This is a genomic window from Acidovorax sp. A1169, from assembly GCF_030704685.1.
In the GTDB taxonomy this organism is placed as follows: Bacteria; Pseudomonadota; Gammaproteobacteria; order Burkholderiales; family Burkholderiaceae_C; genus Acidovorax.
In genome coordinates, this window is record NZ_JAUZDX010000001.1 from 488,516 (window position 1) to 506,562 (window position 18,047).

General features: G+C 67.0%; 16 protein-coding genes. 5 read left to right on the top strand and 11 right to left on the bottom strand.

Translation table 11 applies throughout. The features are described from left to right. Positions 1-68: 68 nt before the first annotated feature. The 3 genes from lspA to QYL93_RS02255 form a co-directional block, all read right to left on the bottom strand. The gene (gene lspA, locus QYL93_RS02245; RefSeq protein ID WP_305742305.1) at positions 69-572 is read right to left on the bottom strand and encodes a signal peptidase II; all 504 of its coding nucleotides are present in this window, start codon (positions 570-572) and stop codon (positions 69-71) included. Beyond that, positions 572-3,424, bottom strand: coding sequence for an isoleucine--tRNA ligase (ileS, locus tag QYL93_RS02250; RefSeq protein ID WP_305742120.1), 2,853 nt, complete (start codon positions 3,422-3,424; stop codon positions 572-574). Before ileS ends, lspA begins: the two co-directional genes overlap by 1 nt. A gap of 110 nt (positions 3,425-3,534) precedes the next feature. Continuing rightward, positions 3,535-4,587 (bottom strand): bifunctional riboflavin kinase/FAD synthetase, encoded by a 1,053-nt coding sequence (locus QYL93_RS02255; protein WP_305742121.1) that lies wholly within the window; start codon positions 4,585-4,587, stop codon positions 3,535-3,537. A gap of 169 nt (positions 4,588-4,756) precedes the next feature. Between QYL93_RS02255 and QYL93_RS02260 the strand changes: the two genes are divergently transcribed. Then, positions 4,757-5,314 (top strand): HNH endonuclease, encoded by a 558-nt coding sequence (locus tag QYL93_RS02260; RefSeq protein ID WP_305742122.1) that lies wholly within the window; start codon positions 4,757-4,759, stop codon positions 5,312-5,314. 154 nt (positions 5,315-5,468) lie between these two features. On the opposite strand, the gene QYL93_RS02265 is transcribed toward QYL93_RS02260, so the two are convergent. The 4 genes from QYL93_RS02265 to QYL93_RS02280 all read right to left on the bottom strand — a co-directional run bounded on the left by QYL93_RS02265 (position 5,469) and on the right by QYL93_RS02280 (position 9,998). Beyond that, a complete protein-coding gene (locus QYL93_RS02265; protein WP_370876931.1) occupies positions 5,469-6,851 on the bottom strand; it encodes an alpha/beta fold hydrolase in 1,383 nt (460 codons plus the stop codon). A 95-nt stretch (positions 6,852-6,946) separates the two neighbouring features. Continuing rightward, positions 6,947-8,062 (bottom strand): acyl-CoA dehydrogenase family protein, encoded by a 1,116-nt coding sequence (locus QYL93_RS02270; RefSeq protein ID WP_305742124.1) that lies wholly within the window; start codon positions 8,060-8,062, stop codon positions 6,947-6,949. A 12-nt stretch (positions 8,063-8,074) separates the two neighbouring features. Then, on the bottom strand, positions 8,075-9,256 hold the full coding sequence (locus QYL93_RS02275; protein ID WP_179681727.1) for an acyl-CoA dehydrogenase family protein: 1,182 nt from the start codon (positions 9,254-9,256) through the stop codon (positions 8,075-8,077). 46 nt (positions 9,257-9,302) lie between these two features. Next, positions 9,303-9,998, bottom strand: coding sequence for a YceH family protein (locus tag QYL93_RS02280; protein ID WP_057201978.1), 696 nt, complete (start codon positions 9,996-9,998; stop codon positions 9,303-9,305). 24 nt (positions 9,999-10,022) lie between these two features. On the opposite strand from QYL93_RS02280, the gene purN reads away from it, so the two are divergent. Continuing rightward, positions 10,023-10,607, top strand: a complete 585-nt coding sequence (gene purN, locus QYL93_RS02285) for a phosphoribosylglycinamide formyltransferase (RefSeq protein ID WP_305742125.1) — start codon at positions 10,023-10,025, stop codon at positions 10,605-10,607. A gap of 7 nt (positions 10,608-10,614) precedes the next feature. Here purN and QYL93_RS02290 read toward each other — a convergent pair whose 3' ends face one another. The 3 genes from QYL93_RS02290 to QYL93_RS02300 form a co-directional block, all read right to left on the bottom strand. Next, the gene (locus tag QYL93_RS02290) at positions 10,615-11,169 is read right to left on the bottom strand and encodes a hypothetical protein (RefSeq protein ID WP_305742126.1); all 555 of its coding nucleotides are present in this window, start codon (positions 11,167-11,169) and stop codon (positions 10,615-10,617) included. 207 nt (positions 11,170-11,376) lie between these two features. Then, positions 11,377-12,351 carry a XopAW family type III secretion system calcium-binding effector gene (xopAW, locus tag QYL93_RS02295; RefSeq protein WP_305742127.1) on the bottom strand — a complete coding sequence of 325 codons (975 nt, stop codon included), beginning with the start codon at positions 12,349-12,351 and terminating at the stop codon, positions 11,377-11,379. A 217-nt stretch (positions 12,352-12,568) separates the two neighbouring features. Then, complete coding sequence (locus QYL93_RS02300; protein WP_305742128.1) at positions 12,569-12,838, bottom strand: DUF1653 domain-containing protein; 270 nt, start codon at positions 12,836-12,838, stop codon at positions 12,569-12,571. 50 nt (positions 12,839-12,888) lie between these two features. Here QYL93_RS02300 and QYL93_RS02305 point away from each other — a divergent pair, with 50 nt between their 5' ends. From QYL93_RS02305 to QYL93_RS02315, 3 genes are all read left to right on the top strand, one after another. Beyond that, on the top strand, positions 12,889-14,745 hold the full coding sequence (locus QYL93_RS02305; protein ID WP_305742129.1) for a M48 family metallopeptidase: 1,857 nt from the start codon (positions 12,889-12,891) through the stop codon (positions 14,743-14,745). Positions 14,746-14,801: 56 nt separating this feature from the next. Further along, on the top strand, positions 14,802-16,073 hold the full coding sequence (locus QYL93_RS02310; protein WP_305742130.1) for an RsmB/NOP family class I SAM-dependent RNA methyltransferase: 1,272 nt from the start codon (positions 14,802-14,804) through the stop codon (positions 16,071-16,073). Between the two features lie 330 nt (positions 16,074-16,403). Next, positions 16,404-17,618, top strand: a complete 1,215-nt coding sequence (locus QYL93_RS02315) for a fatty acid desaturase (protein ID WP_305742131.1) — start codon at positions 16,404-16,406, stop codon at positions 17,616-17,618. On the opposite strand, the gene QYL93_RS02320 is transcribed toward QYL93_RS02315, so the two are convergent. Then, complete coding sequence (locus QYL93_RS02320; RefSeq protein ID WP_305742132.1) at positions 17,593-18,018, bottom strand: hypothetical protein; 426 nt, start codon at positions 18,016-18,018, stop codon at positions 17,593-17,595. The two genes, QYL93_RS02315 and QYL93_RS02320, sit on opposite strands and share 26 nt — an antisense overlap. Positions 18,019-18,047: the final 29 nt, after the last annotated feature.

The window sequence follows — 18,047 nt, forward strand, 5'->3', positions numbered from 1 at the left end:
CCCTTGTGACCAAGGCCCATGAAAAACGGCCCTCGATGGGGCCGTTCAGAAATGAGGGAGCGAGAGGTCTACTTCGACTTCTTCATCCGCAGCAACTCGTCCAGCACCAGGCAGACCGCACCCACGGTGATGGCCGAATCGGCCAGGTTGAAGGCCGGGAAATGGTAGCCGCGTGCGTAAAAGTCCAGGAAGTCGACCACGTAGCCGTGCATCAGCCGGTCCACCACGTTGCCCACCGCGCCGCCCAGGATGCTGGACAGTGCAAAGCAGAACAGCTTCTGTTGCGGATGCGCGCGCAGCTGCCACACGATGAACACGGTGGCGGCCACGCCGATGCCGGTGAAGGCCCAGCGCTGCCAGCCCCCGGCATCGGCCAGGAACGAGAAGGCCGCGCCCGTGTTGTGCGCCCGCACGATGTTGAAGAAGCTGGTGATGGGCGTCGCATCGCCCAGGCGGTAGGCATCCAGGATCAGCGACTTGGTGATCTGGTCGGCAACCAGGATCACCAGCGCCCAGGCCAGCCAGGGCCACATGCGGCCCAGGGCCGAGCTAGAGGTGCCGCTTGCCGCCATCATGCGTGCACCCGGCTTTCGCCGGCGCCGTACAGGTTGCTTGTGCAGCGGCCGCAGATCGTCGGGTGGGCCGCATCCTGGCCCACGTCGGCGCGGTAGTGCCAGCAGCGGTCGCACTTGGCGTCGGCGCTGGGCTTGACGCTGATCTGCAGGGCATCGCCCGCCACCAGCTCGATGGACGAGGTGATGAAGACGAACTTGAGGTCGTCGCCCAGGCTGGCGAGCAGGGCATGGTCCTCGGGTGCCGCCGTGAGCACCACGTTGGCCTGCAGCGACGAGCCCACCTGGCCGTCGGCGCGCAGCACCTCGATCTGCTTGTTCACCGCATCGCGGATCTCGCGCAGGCGCGCCCACTTGGCCAGCAGGCCTTCGTCGCCACCGGCGATGGAGCCGTAGGTTTCCACGAAGATGGAATCGGACTTGCCGAACACCTTCCATGCCTCTTCGGCGGTGAACGACAGGAACGGCGCCATCCAGCGCAGCATGGCGTGCGTGATCTGGTACAGCGCGGTCTGCGCACTGCGGCGTGCCAGGCTCTTGGGCGCCGTGGTGTACAGGCGGTCCTTGAGCACGTCGAGGTAGAAGCCGCCCAGGTCTTCCGAACAGTACAGCTGCAGCTTGGCCACCACGGGGTGGAACTCGTACACCTTGTAGTGGGCCAACACGGTGGCCTGGAACTCGGCCGCGCGCGTCAGGGCGTAGCGGTCGATCTCCAGCATCTGCTCGAACGGCACGGTGTCGGTGGCGGGGTCGAAATCGCTCACGTTGGCCAGCAGGAAGCGCAGCGTGTTGCGGATGCGGCGGTAGGCGTCGACCACGCGCGCCAGAATCTTCTCGTCGCCCGCGATGTCGCCCGAGTAGTCGCTGGCGGCCACCCACAGGCGGATGATCTCGGCGCCCAGTTTCTTGTTGATCTCCTGCGGATCGATGCCGTTGCCCAGCGACTTGCTCATCTTGCGGCCCTGGCTGTCCACGGTGAAGCCGTGGGTCAGCAGGCCGCGGTAGGGCGCGCGGCCTTCGAGCGCGCTGGCCAGCAGCAGCGAGCTGTGGAACCAGCCGCGGTGCTGGTCATGGCCTTCCAGGTACAGGTCGGCCTCGGGGCCGGTGTCGTGGTGCACGCCGGGGTGCGTGCCGCGCAGCACGTGGAAGAAGGTCGAGCCCGAGTCGAACCACACCTCCAGGATGTCGGTGCTCTTGGTGTAGCAGGCCGCGTCCTCGGCGCCCAGGATCTCCTCGGGCGTCACACGGCTCCAGGCCTCGATGCCGCCCTTCTCGACGATATCGGCCGCCTGGTCCATGATTTCCATGGTGCGCGGATGCAGCTCGCCCGAATCCTTGTGCAGGAAGAACGGGATGGGCACACCCCAGCTGCGCTGGCGCGAGATGCACCAGTCGGGCCGTCCGGCGATCATGTCGTGAAGGCGGGTCTTGCCGTTCTCGGGGTAGAAGCTCGTGTGCTCGATGGCGTCCAGCGCCGTCTGGCGCAGCGTCTTCTCGGCCTTGTCCTTGGTGAACACGCCTTCGCCTTCGTCCATGCGGATGAACCACTGGGCTGCGGCGCGGTAGATCACCGGCGTCTTGTGGCGCCAGCAGTGCGGGTAGCTGTGCGTGATGTCCTTGGTGGCCATCAGGCGGCCGGCACCGCGCAGCGCCTCGATGACGACCGGCACGGCCTTCCAGATGTGCTGGCCGCCGAACAGCGGGAAGTCCGGCGCATAGGTGCCATTGCCCTGCACGGGGTTCAGGATGTCGTCGAGCGCCAGGCCGTGGGACACGCAGGAGTTGAAATCCTCCAGCCCATAGGCGGGCGAGGAATGCACGATACCGGTGCCGTCATCGGCCGTGGCGTAGTCGGCCAGGTACACGGGCGACAGGCGGCGGTAGCCGGCATCCACGTCGTACAGCGGGTGCTCGAATTCCAGGCCGCCGAGCTTTTCGCCCAGGGCCGTGGCCAGCACCTGGCCGGTCAGGCCGTAGCGCACCATGCAGTCCTCCACCAGCGACTCGGCCAGCACCAGGATGCCGCGCTCGGTGTCCACCAGCGCATAGGTCAGTGCGGGGTTCAGGTTCAGCGCCTGGTTGGCGGGGATGGTCCAGGCGGTGGTGGTCCAGATCACCACGAAGGCGTCTTTGGCCAGCGCGGGCAGGCCGAAGGCGACGGCCAGCTTCGCGGGCTCGTGCGCCTTGAAGGCAACGTCCAGCGTGGTGCTCTTCTTGTCGGCGTATTCGATCTCGAACTCTGCCAGCGAACTGCCGCAGTCGAAGCACCAGTACACGGGCTTGAGGCCGCGGTAGACGAAGCCGCGCTCCATCACGCGCTTGAAGGCCCGGATCTCGCCCGCCTCGTTGGAGAAGTTCATGGTCTTGTAGGGGTTGTCCCATTCGCCGAGCACACCCAGGCGCTGGAAGTCGCCCATCTGCTGCGCGATCTGCTCGGTGGCAAAGGCGCGGCTCTTGGCCTGCATGTCGTCGCGGCTCAGGTTGCGGCCGTGCTTCTTCTCGATGGCGTTCTCGATCGGCAGGCCATGGCAGTCCCAGCCGGGCACGTACAGCGCGTCGAAGCCTTCGAGCTGGCGCGCCTTGGTGATCATGTCCTTCAAGATCTTGTTGACCGCATGGCCCATGTGGATCTGGCCGTTGGCATAGGGCGGGCCGTCGTGCAGGATGAACTTGGGCGCGCCGCAGCGTGCGTCGCGCAGGCGCTTGTACAGGCCCTTGTCCTCCCACTCCTTGACCCAGCCCGGCTCGCGCTTGGGCAGGTCGCCGCGCATGGGGAAGGGGGTGTCGGGCAGGTTCAGGGTGCTGCGGTAATCCGGGGCGGTGGATTCGGTGGTACTGGCGTTGTCGGACATGGGGGAGCCTTAAAACGGGGCAATCCGGGGCAGGCCCGGAGCAAAGCGGGAAAAGAGGAGGCGTGGAGAGGTGTCGGGCCTGCGGGGCAGGCGCTGCGCAGGCAGCCCCCTCAAATTCGGTCGCGCGTGGTCTGGCGCCGGGTCTCGGTGTGGTTGGTGGGTGCGTGGGCCGACGCGAAATAGGCGCGCGCGTCCGCACAGTCCTTGGCAATGCCCGTCGTCAGGGCATCCAGACCGTCGTATTTGAGCTCGTCGTGCAGTTTGTGCAGCAGTTCCACCCGCACGATTTTACCGTACGCCCCTTCGGCCCCCAGATCGGCGGGCCATTGCAGGCAATGCGTCTCCAGCAGCACGCGCCCGCCGTTCACGTCGTCGGGGTCCAGCGAGGGGCGCACGCCCAGGTTGGCCACGCCTTGCAATGGGAGCTCGCCCAGGCCATGCACCAATACGGCAAAGATGCCGCTGGCAGCGGGTTTCCAGTGGGCAAAGCGCAGGTTCAGCGTGCGAAAACCGTCGCCCGCACCCTCGGCCGTGGCCCCCAGTTCGCGCCCGAGCTTGCGGCCATGCACCACGTGGCCCGATATCGTGTAGGGCCGGCCCAGCAGGCGGGCGGCGGCCTCCATGTCGCCCTGGTCCAGCGCCTGGCGCACGGCCGAGCTCGACACGCGCAGCCCGTGCACCTCGTAGCTGTTCATGCGCGCCACGTCGAAGCCCCGGGCCTGGCCCGTGGCATCGAGCAGCGCGTAGTCGCCCGCGCGCTGGGCGCCGAAGCGGAAATCGTCGCCCACCAGCACGTAGCGCGCACCCAGGCCCTGGAGCAGCACCTCGTCGATGAAGGCCTGGGGCGACTGGGCCGCCAGCCGTGCATCGAAGGGCAGTACCACCGTCTGCTGCACGCCACAGCGCGCCAGCTCGGTGAGCTTGTCGCGCAGCGTGCCGATGCGTGCGGGCGCCAGCTCCGGCTTGTGCAGGGCCCCGGCGAAGTAATCGCGCGGGTGGGGCTCGAAGGTCAGCACGCAGCTCTCCACCCCGCGGTGGGCGGCCTCGCTGTTGAGCAGGGCCAGCATGGCCTGGTGGCCCCGGTGCACACCGTCGAAGTTGCCGATGGTCAGCGCGCAGGCACGGGCGATGCCGGGGTGGTGGAATCCGCGGAAGATCTTCATTGTTTTGTTATCTTTTTGATAGCAGCTTGGGCCGATGGGTAAAGCACCAGACGCCAATCTGTCATGAAAACAGAGTATATTGTGTACTACGGACTTCACAGCGCAGTGGGGTCCGCGAGACATCCGCGTTCCGATTCCTTGTGTTCATTCTTGTTCCAGGAGGCGTGTTTTGAAGGTCTTGAAGCTGTCAGCCCAGGGGCTGCCCCAGTCGTGGATATCGCTGGAGCAGGCGGTCATCCACTACGCCGCGGGGGAGGTGCGCTGGGAGTCCGGCGGCCAGATCGCGCGCTTTCGGGGTGGCTACAACGCCGTCACGGGCGAACAATCGGTGATTGCCATCAACAGCATCATCGGCACCAAGGGTGTGCCCAGCATCAACCCCTTCGATCTCAAGCCGGGCCTGACCAACAGCAAGCTCTTCGTGCGCGATCGCAACGTGTGCGCCTACTGCGGCGGGCACTTCCACGAAGACAACCTCACGCGCGAACACATCGTGCCCTTTGCTCGCAACGGGCAGGACCACTGGATGAATGTGGTGACGGCCTGCCGGCCCTGCAACCACAGGAAGGGGCCGCGCACGCCGGAGCAGGCGCACATGCCGCTGCTTTACGCGCCTTATGTGCCCAGCCTGTGGGAAGACTTCATTCTGCGCAATCGTCGCATCCTGGCCGATCAAATGGAATTCCTAATGGCCCACGTCCCCAAATCTTCACGTCTTCTTGCCTAGCGGGCGGAGCGGCCAATACGACCCTTCTGGCGTCGTTGTTCCGTCTTGCCGTACTAGCGTACTGTCTGCGACGTAACGCCTAGCCATAAGGGCCGTCTTGACCACTCTTGGGGGTGTGCTGCACGGAATTCGGGTACCGCGCAGCGTCTGCTCATCAATACGTCAGTTCCAGAAACACCAGGTGCCCGTTGGCTGCCGGCCAGGTCTGTCCCACCACGCGCTCCCCATTGAATTGCGCGGCCACGCTGCGCTGGGGTCCTTCGGGCTTGATCTTGGCCGATGCTGCGCCGGCGCCGGCGGGCACGCCTACGGGGGGCACGCCGTCGAACAGCATCTGGTCGCGCGCCGGGTCCAGGTAGCCGCGGGGGCGGGTCATGGTGACCACGCTGGCGGCGGTCTTGTCGGCGTCGGCGATGCGTTCGGCGCGCAGGTGCACGATGGCACTGCTGCGTGGGAAGCCGCTGCGGTAGATGTGCGTGGTGGCGTAGCCGGGCGCGGCGATGGCGAATTCGAGCGGGGCGCCGGTGGGTACGACCAGGGGACCCCACTGGCCGTCGGCCGCCACGGTGGTGCGCAGCAGGGCATTGCCGGTGCGTGCGCCCGTGGCGGCATCGGTGGCGTAGACCTCCAGCTGCGCGCCGGGCAGGGGCAGGTTGTTGCTGAAATTGCCGGTTTTGGCGTCCAGCGGGTCCACGCCCAGGCCGGTGACCTTGCCCGAGATCGCCACGCGCGCTTCGCTGGCGATGGCCGTGGCCGCGGGGGTCTTGCCGGTGATGAACTGGTAGGCCGCCGCAAAGGCGGCAGGCGAGAACGAGGTCTCGCGGTGGTCGATGCGCGGGATCACCACGTTGGTCGCGCCCTTGAGTTCAGGGCCTGCTGCGGTGACGTTGGTAGCCGTGCCCTTCTGGCCTATCCACAGGCCATCGGGCTGGGCGAACTTGTCGTTGTTATCAGAGCGCACGGTCATCCACTGCACGGGCCCGGTGACTTCGTCGCCTGCGGCGTTCTTGGGTGCATTCAGGCCTTTGAGGAAGGGGCCGGTGCCGGCGAACTCGCTGCCTTCGCGAAAGCCGGGAATCGCCCACACCCCGTGGTTGGGCGTGCCGCCCAGGATGGCGTGGCTCACGGTCTGCTCGCCGCCGCCGTTCTGGATGTAGTTGCGGATGGCATTGCCGCCGCGCGAATTGCCCATGAGCACGACCTTGCGCGCACCCGTGGCCTTGAGCACCTTGTCCACCTCGGCCTTGAGGTAGGCCATGTGTTCTGCGGCCGAAGTGCGGCCGGGTTGGGCCTTGGTATCGTCGTCGCGGTTGATCGGGTAGGGCACGTCAATGGCGTGCAGGCGCTCGCGCGGCCAGCCGTTGGACTCGAATCGCCAGGCCGTGGTCTGCCACAGCGCGGCCGTGTCGCCATTGCCGTGCACGAAGACGATGGGGGGCAACGCCTGCTGTGAAGGGCCTTGCGTGGCGCAGCCGGCGAGGGCCATCACGGTAGTGGCTGCGGCCATCAGGGCCAACCGGCGTTGTAGGGAAATCATCATCATGTGTTCTTTTCTGAAAATAAAAAATGCCCGTGGATCGGTCAAATCCACGAGCATGATCGATGGGTGTTACGCCCTTGCGTCAGTTGTTCTCAGGCAAACACGCCGGCAGTATCCTGCATGCGGGCCGACACTTCACCGAGGTGGTGCAGCGTGTCGCCGAAGGTCATTTCGAGCTGTGTGAGCTTCTTGAAGTAGTGGCTGCAGATGTACTCGTCGGTCACGCCGATGCCGCCGTGCAGCTGCACCGACTGCTGACCCACGAAGCGCATGGACTGGCCCAGCTGCACCTTGGCGCGGGCCATGGCGGCGCGGCGCTCGGCAGCAGGGGCGCCCAGCTTGAGGCTGGCGTAGTAGCTCATCGAGCGGGCCAGTTCGAGCTGCATCTTCATGTCGGCCACGCGGTGGCGCAGGGCCTGGAAGCTCGAGATCAGCACGCCGAACTGCTTGCGCTGATTCATGTACTCCACCGTGGCGGCCACGGACTTGTCCATCACGCCAACGGCCTCGGCGCAGGTGGCGGCAATGCCGATGTCCACGGCCAATTCCAGCGCGGCCAGGCCGTCGGTGGTCACCAGGGTGGCGGGGGCGTTGGCCAGTTGCACTTCGGCGGCGCGGCTGCCGTCCTGAGTGACGTAGCCCTTGGTGGCCACGCCGGTGGCCGAGCGCTCCACCAGGAACAGCGCTATCTTTCCGTCCAGTTGGGCGGGCACGAGGAAGGCATCGGCCTGGTCACCCGCGGCGACGATGCTCTTGGTGCCGCTCACGCTGTGGCCGCCGCTGGCTGCCGTGGCCTTGGCATCGCACACATCCAGGCGGTAGCGCGCCTTGCGTTCCTGCTGGGCCAGCACCACCAGGGCTTCGCCGCTGGCAACGCGGGGCAGCCAGGCGCCCTGCACCTCGGCAGAGCCGTGCTGCGACAGCACGGCACTGGCGATGAAGGCCTGTGCCAGGGGCTCGAGCACCATGCCGCGCCCCAGTTCCTCGGCCACCACCATCGCGTCGATGGCGCTCTGGCCCAGGCCGCCGTGGTCCTCAGGCACGGTCAGGGCCGTCAGGCCCAGCTCTGCCAGTTCGGTCCAGGCCTCGCGCGAGAAGCCGCCGGCCTCCACGGCCGCACGGCGGCGCTCGAAGGTGTAGCCCTTGTCCACCCACTTGCGCACGGCGTCACGCAGCTGTTCCTGGTCGTCAGAGAAATCGAAATCCATTTGTATGTCTCCTTAGCCCAGAACCGTCTGCGCCACGATGTTGCGCTGCACTTCGTTCGAGCCGCCGTAGATGGTGGTTTTGCGCAGGTTGAAGTAGGTCGATGCCAGGGGCGCGTTGGCCACCTCGCCGCCCGGAAAGTCGCCTTGCCAACCGGCTTCCATCGCCTCTTCGATGAAGGGCAGGGCGAAGGGGCCGGCGGCCAGCATCATCAGCTCGGCATAGCGCTGCTGGATCTCGCTGCCGCGGATCTTGAGCAGGCCGGCGATGTCGAGCGAGTTCTTGCCCGACTTTTCGGCCGAGAGCACGCGCAGCACCAGCATTTCGAGGGCCACGATGTCCACTTCGAGCAGGGCCACCTGGTCACGGAAACGGCTGTCATCCCACAGGCCTTCGGCCTTGGCGATGCGCTTGAGGCGCTCGAGTTCGCGCTTGCTGCGGTTCACGTCGGCGATGTTGGTGCGCTCGTGGCTGAGCAGGTGCTTGGCGTAGGTCCAGCCCTTGTTCTCTTCGCCGATCAGGTTCTCGGCCGGCACTTCGACGTTGTCGAAGAACACCTCGTTGACCTCGCACTCGCCGTCCAGCAGCTTGATCGGGCGCACGGTGACGCCGGGCGACTTCATGTCCAGCAGCAGGAAGGAGATGCCCGTCTGCGGCTTGCCTTCGGTGCTGGTGCGCACCAGGTTGAACATCCAGTCGCCGTACTGGCCCAGCGTGGTCCAGGTCTTCTGGCCGTTGACGATGTACTTGTCGCCCACGCGCTCGGCGCGGGTCTTGACCGAGGCCAGGTCCGAGCCCGAGCCCGGTTCGCTGTAGCCCTGGCTCCACCAGACTTCGCCGCTGGCGATGCCGGGCAGAAAGCGCTTTTGCTGCTCGGCATTGCCGAAGGCCATGATCACCGGGGCTACCATCACGGGTCCGAAGGGGATGATGCGCGGTGCGCCGGCAAGGGCGCACTCTTCTTCGAACAGGTGCTTTTGCACGGCGGTCCAGCCAGGGCCGCCGAACTCCTTGGGCCAGCCAAAGCCGAGCCAGCCCTTCTTGCCCAGTATCTTGGCCCAGCCCTGCAGGTCGTCACGGGTCAGGCGCAGGGCGTTGTGCACCTTGTGGGAAATGGCGGGCGGCAGATTGCTGTGGACCCATGCGCGAACTTCGTCGCGGAAGGCCTGTTCTTCGGGGGTGAATGCGAGATCCATGCGGCTTGTCTCCTGAGAAGTCGTGTTTGTAGCACGGTCGTTCGTTTTATTCCTGTCCGGGTGGCGACATCGCCGGCGCCACCGGCTCGATGCCAAGTTCGGCGCACAGCCGTTCCACCGTGGCGCGCAGACCGGCCACCTCGGTCTCCAGCGCCGCCACGCGCGATTGCAGTGCCCCGGTTGCCCCGCCCGTGGCGGGCGCGGCAGCGCTGCTGCTGGTGTCCACCGGCCCGCACAGCAAGTGCGTCCAGCGTGGCTCGCGTGCGCCCGGTGCGCGCGGCAGCAACACCACCAGCGGGCCGCCTTTCTCGGCACTGCGCTCCTGCAGCTCGTCCAGGAAGGCCTCGACCGAGGAGATATCGGCAAAGCGGTACCAGCGCTCGGCGTTGATGCGCAGCTCGCCGGCTGTCTGCGGGCCGCGCAGCATCAGCAGGCCCAGCAGCACGGCCGATTGCTCGGGCACGCCCACGCCGCGCTGGAAGTTGTGCTCCCAGCGCGTGGTGCGGTTGCCGCTGGTCTCGAACGCCAGGGTCAGCTGGCGCAGGGAATCGAGGGCCTCCTGCGCTTCGGCATCGCTCAGCGTCATCACCGGCTCGCGGCTGGTCTTCTGGTTGCAGCCCGTGAGCAGGCCGTTGAGCGACATCGGGTAGCTGTCGGGCACTGTGCGGGCTTTCTCCATCAGCGTGGCCAGCACGCGGGCCTCGTTCGCGGTCAGGGGGCGGTTTGCGGGTTCGAAGGGCATGGCTGGGATAATCCGTGGCAATTTATGAAGAACATCGTGATTTTGATCTCCGGCAGCGGTTCCAACATGGCGGCCATCGTGCGCACCGCGCAACAGGAAGACTGGGCCCGCCGGTACGGCGCCCGGGTGGCCGCCGTGCTGAGCAACAAGGCCGACGCGGCAGGCCTGTCGTTTGCCCGCAGCGAAGGCATCGCCACCGAGGCGCTCGACCACAAGGCCTTTGATAGCCGCGAGGCCTTCGACACCGCGCTCGCGCAGGCCGTCGACCGGTATGAACCCGCTCTGGTGGTGCTGGCCGGTTTCATGCGCATTCTCACACCGGGATTCGTGGCGCGCTACGCGGGCCGGCTGATCAACATCCATCCGTCCCTGCTGCCAGCCTTCACGGGCCTGAACACCCACCAGCGCGCGATCGACGCGGGCTGCAAGGTTGCGGGCGTGACGGTGCACCAGGTGACGGACGAATTGGACGTGGGCCCCATCCTGGACCAGGCCGTGGTTCCCGTGCTGCCTGGGGACACGGCCGAGGTGCTGGCGACCCGGGTGCAGGCGCAGGAGCATGTGATCTACCCGCGTGCCGTGCGGGCCTTCATGGCGGCCCTGGCGTAATCGGGGGCTACAGGGTGCGCACCACCTGGGCTTCGCTGCTGTCCAGCAGGTCCTGGGCCAGTGCCGCCTGGTGCGCATCGGTCGGGTGCGCCACCACCACCCATTGGCGCTTGCGCAGTGCAGACCGCACCCGGTTGACGACCCAGACGCGGTCGGGCCGCAGCGCGTTCAGTGCTCCCAGCATGAGGCCGAAGGTGGTGCCGAAACCCACGATGGCGATGAAGGCCAGCAAGGGGTTGTTCAATACTGCGGGTTCATAAGTGGCGATCAGGTAACCAAACGCCATGAGGCCCAGCACGGCGCCCACCAGGCCGGCAATGGCATGGGTGCGCACCAGGGTGGTGAACACGCCGCGGGCTTCTGGCTCCAGTGCCCGGCTGAGCAGATCGCGGTTGCGCAGGTCCGCGTGCTGCGGCCCCATCAACCGGACCTGGCCGGGCTCCATGCCGGGCAGCCGCAGCAACCGGCGCACGGCGATGTCCGCATCGGCTTGCCTGGCGAAAAATCCGACGACCTTGCTCAGCGACTTTTCGCTGAACATTCCTTGCAATAGATAGTCCATGGGGTGCTCCGTGTCATGCGCACAACGGTGCGAGGCGTGCAATGCTCCAGCCTGGACCGGCGGGTGGCTCCCTCGATCAGTCCGTGGCAGCACGGGACATGTGGGGTGATGGATCCCAAGATAACCCGGGCATTGCGCCCGGGCTGTAGGACGGTGCGGCATGGCGGCGCAAGCCCATTCCCTGCCCGCCGTTCCCCATTTCTGGTGTCAGGCCAGTGCGCTCAGCGTGCTCCCGGTGCTCGACCAGGATCCCGCGGCGGCCTCGTACTGGCTGCGTGCGAACTGTGCCAGTTTCATCAGGTCCGTCTTCTGCCCGCTGTCCGCCGTCTGGCTACCGGCATCGGTGGTGCTGTTGGCGCTGGTGAGCTGGCTGGCCAGCTGGTCGACGAAGGAGCGGGCCTCCTCGCTGCTGATGCTGCTGTCCCCGTCGGTGTCGATGGTCTTGAACAGCGCCGTGATGGCGTCCGTCTGGGCTGCGCCCGCTGCCTGCTCTGCGGCGGACACCACCCCGTCTTCATTGGTATCGAGCGGGTCGTAGGTGCTGCTGCTGGCAGAGGCTCCGCCGGGGCCGCCAGGCCCACCGGGCGGCGGCGGTGGCATGCCGCCTACGGCACCGCCACCGGCCTCGCCCGACGGCCGGCCGGCGTCGAATTCGGCCTTCGAAAGGCTGCCATCGCCGTCCGCGTCGAGCTGGCTGAACAGTTCGTCGCTGCTGACACCCGTCTTGCTGGCCGTGCCGCCGGACATCTTCTCCAGCAAGGCCTGCAGCTCGGCCTGGCCCACGGCGCCGTCGCCATCGGTGTCCACCTTGCCGAACAGGTCATCACCGGCCTGGCCCGTGGCACCCGTGCTGCTGCTGTCGCTGCGCGACTGGGCAAAGGACATGGTCGAGGGCGGTGGGGGCAGGACGCTCTGCATCGTCTTGCCCAGCTCGTCGGCATTGAGGCTGCCGTCCCCGTCGCTGTCGTACTGCTGGACCAGGTCGGCAGCGCTGGTCTGGCTGCTGGCGCCGGTCTTCTTGGCCACATCGTCCAGCAGGCCCTGCAGTTCGGTACCGCTCACGCCGCCGCTGCCGTCGGCGTCTATTTTGGACAGCAGCCGCTCAGGCGAGGGCCCCGGGCGTGACGCCCGCTGCACACTTGCACTGGACCAGGCACTGCTGACGCTATTGATGCTCGTCATCGTCGTTCCTTCCAAGGGTTGCGGGCTGCGGCCCGTGCTCCCCGAGGTGGCGAACAACGCCGGCAACGGCCCGGATCCCATTCTTCAAAGGCCAGGTCAAGGCGGTTTGTACTGTTTGTGTCCATGGGGACACAATGGCGGCATCAATCTGCCGAACTGGCGGATGATTGCCGGCCAGTTCGGCGTTTTGGCCCCGTGCGGTTGTGCAGGTTGGCGATCAGGCCGGTGCTGACGGTGGGGGCAAAGCCTCGTCGGCGCATTTCTCGAAGCGCGGGCGCCTGCGGCCGTCGACCAGCACCTCCTCGGCGAACATGGCCGCCGGGCGCACCCACAGGCCTCGCTGGCCGTACAGCGCGCGGTACAGCGTCATGGGCTCCAGGGTCTCGCTGTGGCGCACGGTGTCGATCACCTCGTACAGCATGCCCTTGTAGTGCCGGTACAGGCCGGGCGGGGTCGGGGTGATTTGGGGCAGGTCGTCGTCGGTCATGTTGGTTAGGATGGCAGGTGGTCAAAAAACAAGGTTGAGGGGGAAATCCAGTGGATCAGGCAGATTTTGTGCACCTGGTGCGCATGAGCGAGCATGCCAGTGCCGACAACAGCCGCCGGTACCGGCTCGGCGTGGCTGCGTTCGCCGCGCTGGGCTATGCCTGGGTGCTCGGCTGCCTGGCAGTGGGGGCCGGCCTGATCGCCTGGGTCATACCGCAGCTGTTCAATGGCCGGTTCCGGCTGGTGCTGGTGTTGGTGCTGCTGGGTGCGGCCAGCCTGCTGTGGGTGAGTATCCGCGCGCTGTGGGTGCGCGTGGACGAGCCCAAGGGCATGGAGATCACCGCGCTGGAGGCCCCCGAGCTGTTCGAGGCGCTGGAGCGCATGCGCCGCAAGATCAAGGGCCCGCCCATCCACCATGTGTACCTGAACGACGAGTTCAACGCCAGCATCCAGCAACTGCCCCGCTACGGGCTGCTGGGCGGGGCGGTGAACTACCTGACCATCGGCCTGCCGCTGCTGCTGGCGCTGGACCGGCCGCGCTTTCTGGCCGTGCTCGCGCACGAGTACGGGCACCTGCGGGGCGACCATGGCCGTTTTGCAGCCTGGATCTACCGCACCCGGCTGACCTGGATGCGTTTGAACAGCAGCCTCGAAGACGATGAAGGCGCCGTGGCCGCCGCCACCCAGGCCTTCATGCGCTGGTATTTCCCGCGCTTTGTCGCCAAGACCTTTGCACTGGCGCGCCAAGACGAGTACGAAGCCGATCGCATCGCAGGCCGCCTGCTGGGGCGCGATATCACGGCGGCCGCGCTGATCGAGATCGAGGTGCGCGGCGAATGGCTGCACAGCACCTTCTGGAGTGACCACTGGTGCGCAGCGGCCGGCAATCCCTTGCCGGTGGGGCCTTACCGCGCAATGCGCAAGCGCCTGGCCGAGGTGCCGGATGCGGCCTTTGCCAACGATGCCCTGCGCCAGGCGCTCAAGCGCATCAGCAACGTGGACGACACCCACCCGGGCCTGCGTGACCGCATCGAGTCGCTGGACGCGGTGCCCACCGTGCCTGCCGAGTGGTCGCGCGGCAGTGCTCTGGCCCTGCTGGGCCCCGAGGCCAAGCGCTGGGTGGCGCATTTCGACAAGCAGTGGTGCCGCGACAACGCCAGTGAATGGAAGCGCCACCACGGCTGGCTGGGCCGGGTGCGCGACCGGGCCCAGACCTTGCAGGCGGGCATGCCCCAGGCCAGCGCCGCAGAACTGGTGGAGCTGGCTCGCCTGCAGCGCCACCTGGACCCAGGGGCCGATGTGCGCGGCCTTTACGCCACGGCACTGCAGCGCAGCACCGACCACCCCGGTGCCCTGCGCGGCCTGGTGCAGAGCCTGCCCGCCGACGACCGCGAGGGCCGCATGGCCCTGCTGCACCGCCTGTGGGAGGCCGGCAGCAGCGACCGCTACTGGACCGCACGCACCGCACTGGCCGAGCTCGAAACCCCGCGCATTGGCTATGACCACGACGCCACGGCCTTCAAGCAGTGGCGCAAGCGCCTCGAGCGCGCTCAGGAGTCCGAGGAGCGCGCCTGGGAGGAGCTTTCGGGCACCTCGTTCTTCAGCCAGACCACGCGCCACGACCTGAGCCCGTTCGAGCTCGAAGAACTGCAGGCCGAGCTGGTGCGCTATGCCGACGTGGAGCGCTGCTGGCTGGTGCGCAAGAACTTGCGCGAACACCCCCAGCGGCGCGCCTACCTGGTCTTCGTGGACCTGCCCGACCTGGACGACGGCAGCCGCTACCAGCTGTGCCGCGCCATGGAGCGCCAGCTCGGCCTGCCAGGCCCGGCGCTGGTGCTTTGGGCCGGTGAATCGCCCACGCTCAAGGAAATCCAGCGCTCGGCGTTCGACCCGGTCTTCACGCGCTGATCGGGCCGGCGAAGGCCCTGAAAGAGGGATTTGGGCCACAGTGGGACAATCGGGGGATGCATCCCAAAGTTCTTCTCGACGCCTGTGCCGAACTCGTCAGGCTCACCCTCACCTTTGAACACCCCGCCGACGCGGTGGTGTCGCGCTTTTTCCGTGACAACCGGGGCCTGGGGCCCCGCGAGCGGGCCACGCTGGCCGAAACGGTCTACACCGTGCTGCGCAAGAAGCTGCTGTTCGACCACATGGCCCCCTCGGGCTCCGGCCCCAAGGAGCGCCGCCTGGCCATTTTGGGCTTCTACGGCCCGCGCGATTTTCTGGAGGGCGCCCTGACCGACCAGGAGCGTAAGTGGCTTGATCAGTGCGATGGCGTCACGGTCGACGACCTGATGGAGCGCCACCGCCACAATTTGCCCGAATGGCTGGTGCAGCCCCTCAAGGACCAGTTGGGTACCGGTTTCTGGCCACTGGTGGAGAGCCTGTCGAATGCCGCGCCGCTGGACCTGCGCGTCAATGCCCTGCAGGACAAGCGCGCCGATGTGCAAAAGGAACTGGCCAAGGCCGGCATCAAGGCCGTGGCCACCCCGTACTCACCCTGGGGCCTGCGCATCGACGGCAAGCCGGCGCTCGCCAAGTTCGACGTCTTCACCCGCGGTGCCGTGGAAGTGCAGGACGAAGGCTCGCAGCTGCTGGCCTTGCTGCTCGACGCCAAGCGCGGCGAGATGGTGGTCGATTTCTGCGCCGGAGCGGGCGGCAAGACGCTGGCCATCGGCGCCACCATGCGCAACACCGGTCGCCTGTACGCCTTTGACGTCTCGGGCCACCGCCTTGACGCCCTGAAGCCGCGCCTGGCGCGCAGCGGCCTGTCCAACGTGCACCCGGCCGCCATCGCGCACGAGCGCGACGACCGCATCAAGCGCCTGGCCGGCAAGATCGACCGGGTGCTGGTCGATGCGCCATGCTCGGGCCTCGGTACCCTGCGCCGCAACCCCGACCTCAAGTGGCGCCAGTCGCCCCAATCGGTCGAAGAGCTCGTGGCCAAGCAAACGGCCATCCTTGCCAGCGCCGCACGCCTGCTCAAGTCCGGTGGCCGGCTGGTGTATGCCACCTGCAGCATCCTGCCGCAGGAGAACGAGGCGATTGCCGAGGCCTTCAGTGCCGCCCACCCTGATTTCGTGCCGCTGGATGCAGGCGAAGCGCTTACGCAGCTCAAGGTGGAGGGTGCTGAAAAATTGTGCAGTGGCGGTGCCTCGGGCACTGGTTATCTGCGCCTGTGGCCCCATATCCACAAGACAGACGGGTTCTTTGCTGCGGTCTGGACAAGGAAGTAAGCACCCCCTGAAGCGCTTCGCGCCTCCTCTCCCGACTCGCTGCGCGAGTCGGGAGAGGGACGCCCCCAGTGCACGCAAGCGAAGCGCCGCCTGTGCGGCTTGGCGGCCCTTGCACGGGGGCACTGGCCTTGGCCGCGCCAGTTTTATCCGCCATGTGCCCCGCGAGCACGTTGGCATATCTGTTGTGCCGCCTTGTCGTGCAGGCGACGCAGGGGCCAATTCACTCCCGATACTGTGGATAACCTCTAATCAAAAAGAGGGGCCGCGCTTTAAAATCTTTGCACCTGCCATCGCTGGTGGCCGGGTACTTTGTACAAGGTTCTGTTGAATATGCTGTTACCCGACTGGGTTGTACTGAACGCGGCCATCGACTGGCTCGGCCATGGCCTGTGGAATCTCGCCTGGTGGGAGATCGTTCTGTACACGCTGGCCACCACGCACATCACCATTGCGGCGGTCACGATTTTTCTGCACCGCGCTCAGGCCCACCGCTCGGTGGACCTGCACGCGATTCCTTCGCATTTCTTCCGTTTCTGGCTGTGGCTTGGCACCGGCATGGTGACCAAGGAGTGGGTGGCCATCCACCGCAAGCACCACGCCAAGTGCGAGACCGTGGACGACCCGCACAGCCCGCAGACGCGCGGCCTGGATACCGTGATGTGGCGCGGCGCCGAGCTGTACCGCGCGGAGTCGAAGAACCTCGAGACCATGAAGAAGTTCGGCCACGGCACGCCCGATGACTGGATCGAGCGCAACGTCTACACCCGTTTCAGTTGGCAGGGCGTGGGCCTGATGCTGGTGCTCAACCTGGCGCTGTTCGGTGCCGTGGGCGCTGCCGTCTGGGCCGTGCAGATGCTCTGGATCCCGTTCTGGGCTGCCGGTGTGGTCAATGGCGTGGGCCACTACTGGGGCTACCGCAATTTCGAGGCGCAGGACGCCAGCACCAACCTCTCGCCCTGGGGTCTGGTCATCGGCGGCGAAGAGCTGCACAACAACCACCACACCTACCCCACCTCGGCCAAGTTCTCGGTCAAGCCCTACGAGTTCGACATCGGCTGGGCCTACATCAGCCTGATGAAGTCCATCGGCTGGGCCACCGTGAAGAAGGTGCCGCCCAAGCTGCAACGCGGCGACGTGAAGCCCGTGGCCGACGAAAAGACGCTGGAGGCGCTGATCGCCAACCGCTACGAGGTCATGGCCGGCTATGCCCGCGGCGTGCGCCAGGCGTGCAGGGAAGAGATCGCCGCGCTGCAGGCCCGCCAGGCCGACGCCTCGGTGCTCAAGGCTGCCAAGCGCTGGCTGCACCGCGACGCCGAGAAGGTGCCCGCCGATGCCTTGCCCCAGCTGGCCCAGGTGCGTGCTGCCCATCCGGCCCTGGACAAGATGGTGACCATGCGCGAAGAGCTGCGCCAGCTGTGGCTCAACACCACGCAGTCGCGCGAGCAGCTCACCGCCGACCTGCAGGCCTGGTGCCGCCGCGCGGAAGAGAGCGGCATTGCCGCGCTGCGCGACTTCTCGATCAGCCTGCGTGCTGCGCGCGCCTGACGAAAAGCCGTCTCAGCGCCTGCCAAAGCCGCTGTAGGGACCCGTGCCCTGGGCGGCTTTTTTCATGGGCCCCCGGTGATTCGGCAGGCTGCGTGAGGTCGGCGCCCGCTGGCATGGTCAGTGTGAGCGCGGCGGGTGACGACCCCTGGGCCTGAACGCCCACCCACATGCCCTGCGGGCTGCGCCAGGCCGCATGGGGTGGCAGGCAGGCGGGAGGTGCGGCACCCAGGTGGCCCGGCGCCGTGCTTTGCAGCAGGGCCGTGCCCGAGAGGCTGCGCAGTTCGCAGCCTGCGTCCAGCCAGACGAGGCGGCCCTGGCCAGCGGCCAGTGGCAGGTGCAGGACCTGTGGCGTGCCGCCGCTGGCCGCGACGGAGGGGGGGGTGTGGTGGTGCTGTTTCATGCCTTCAGCGTAGGGCGGCAGCCTGCATC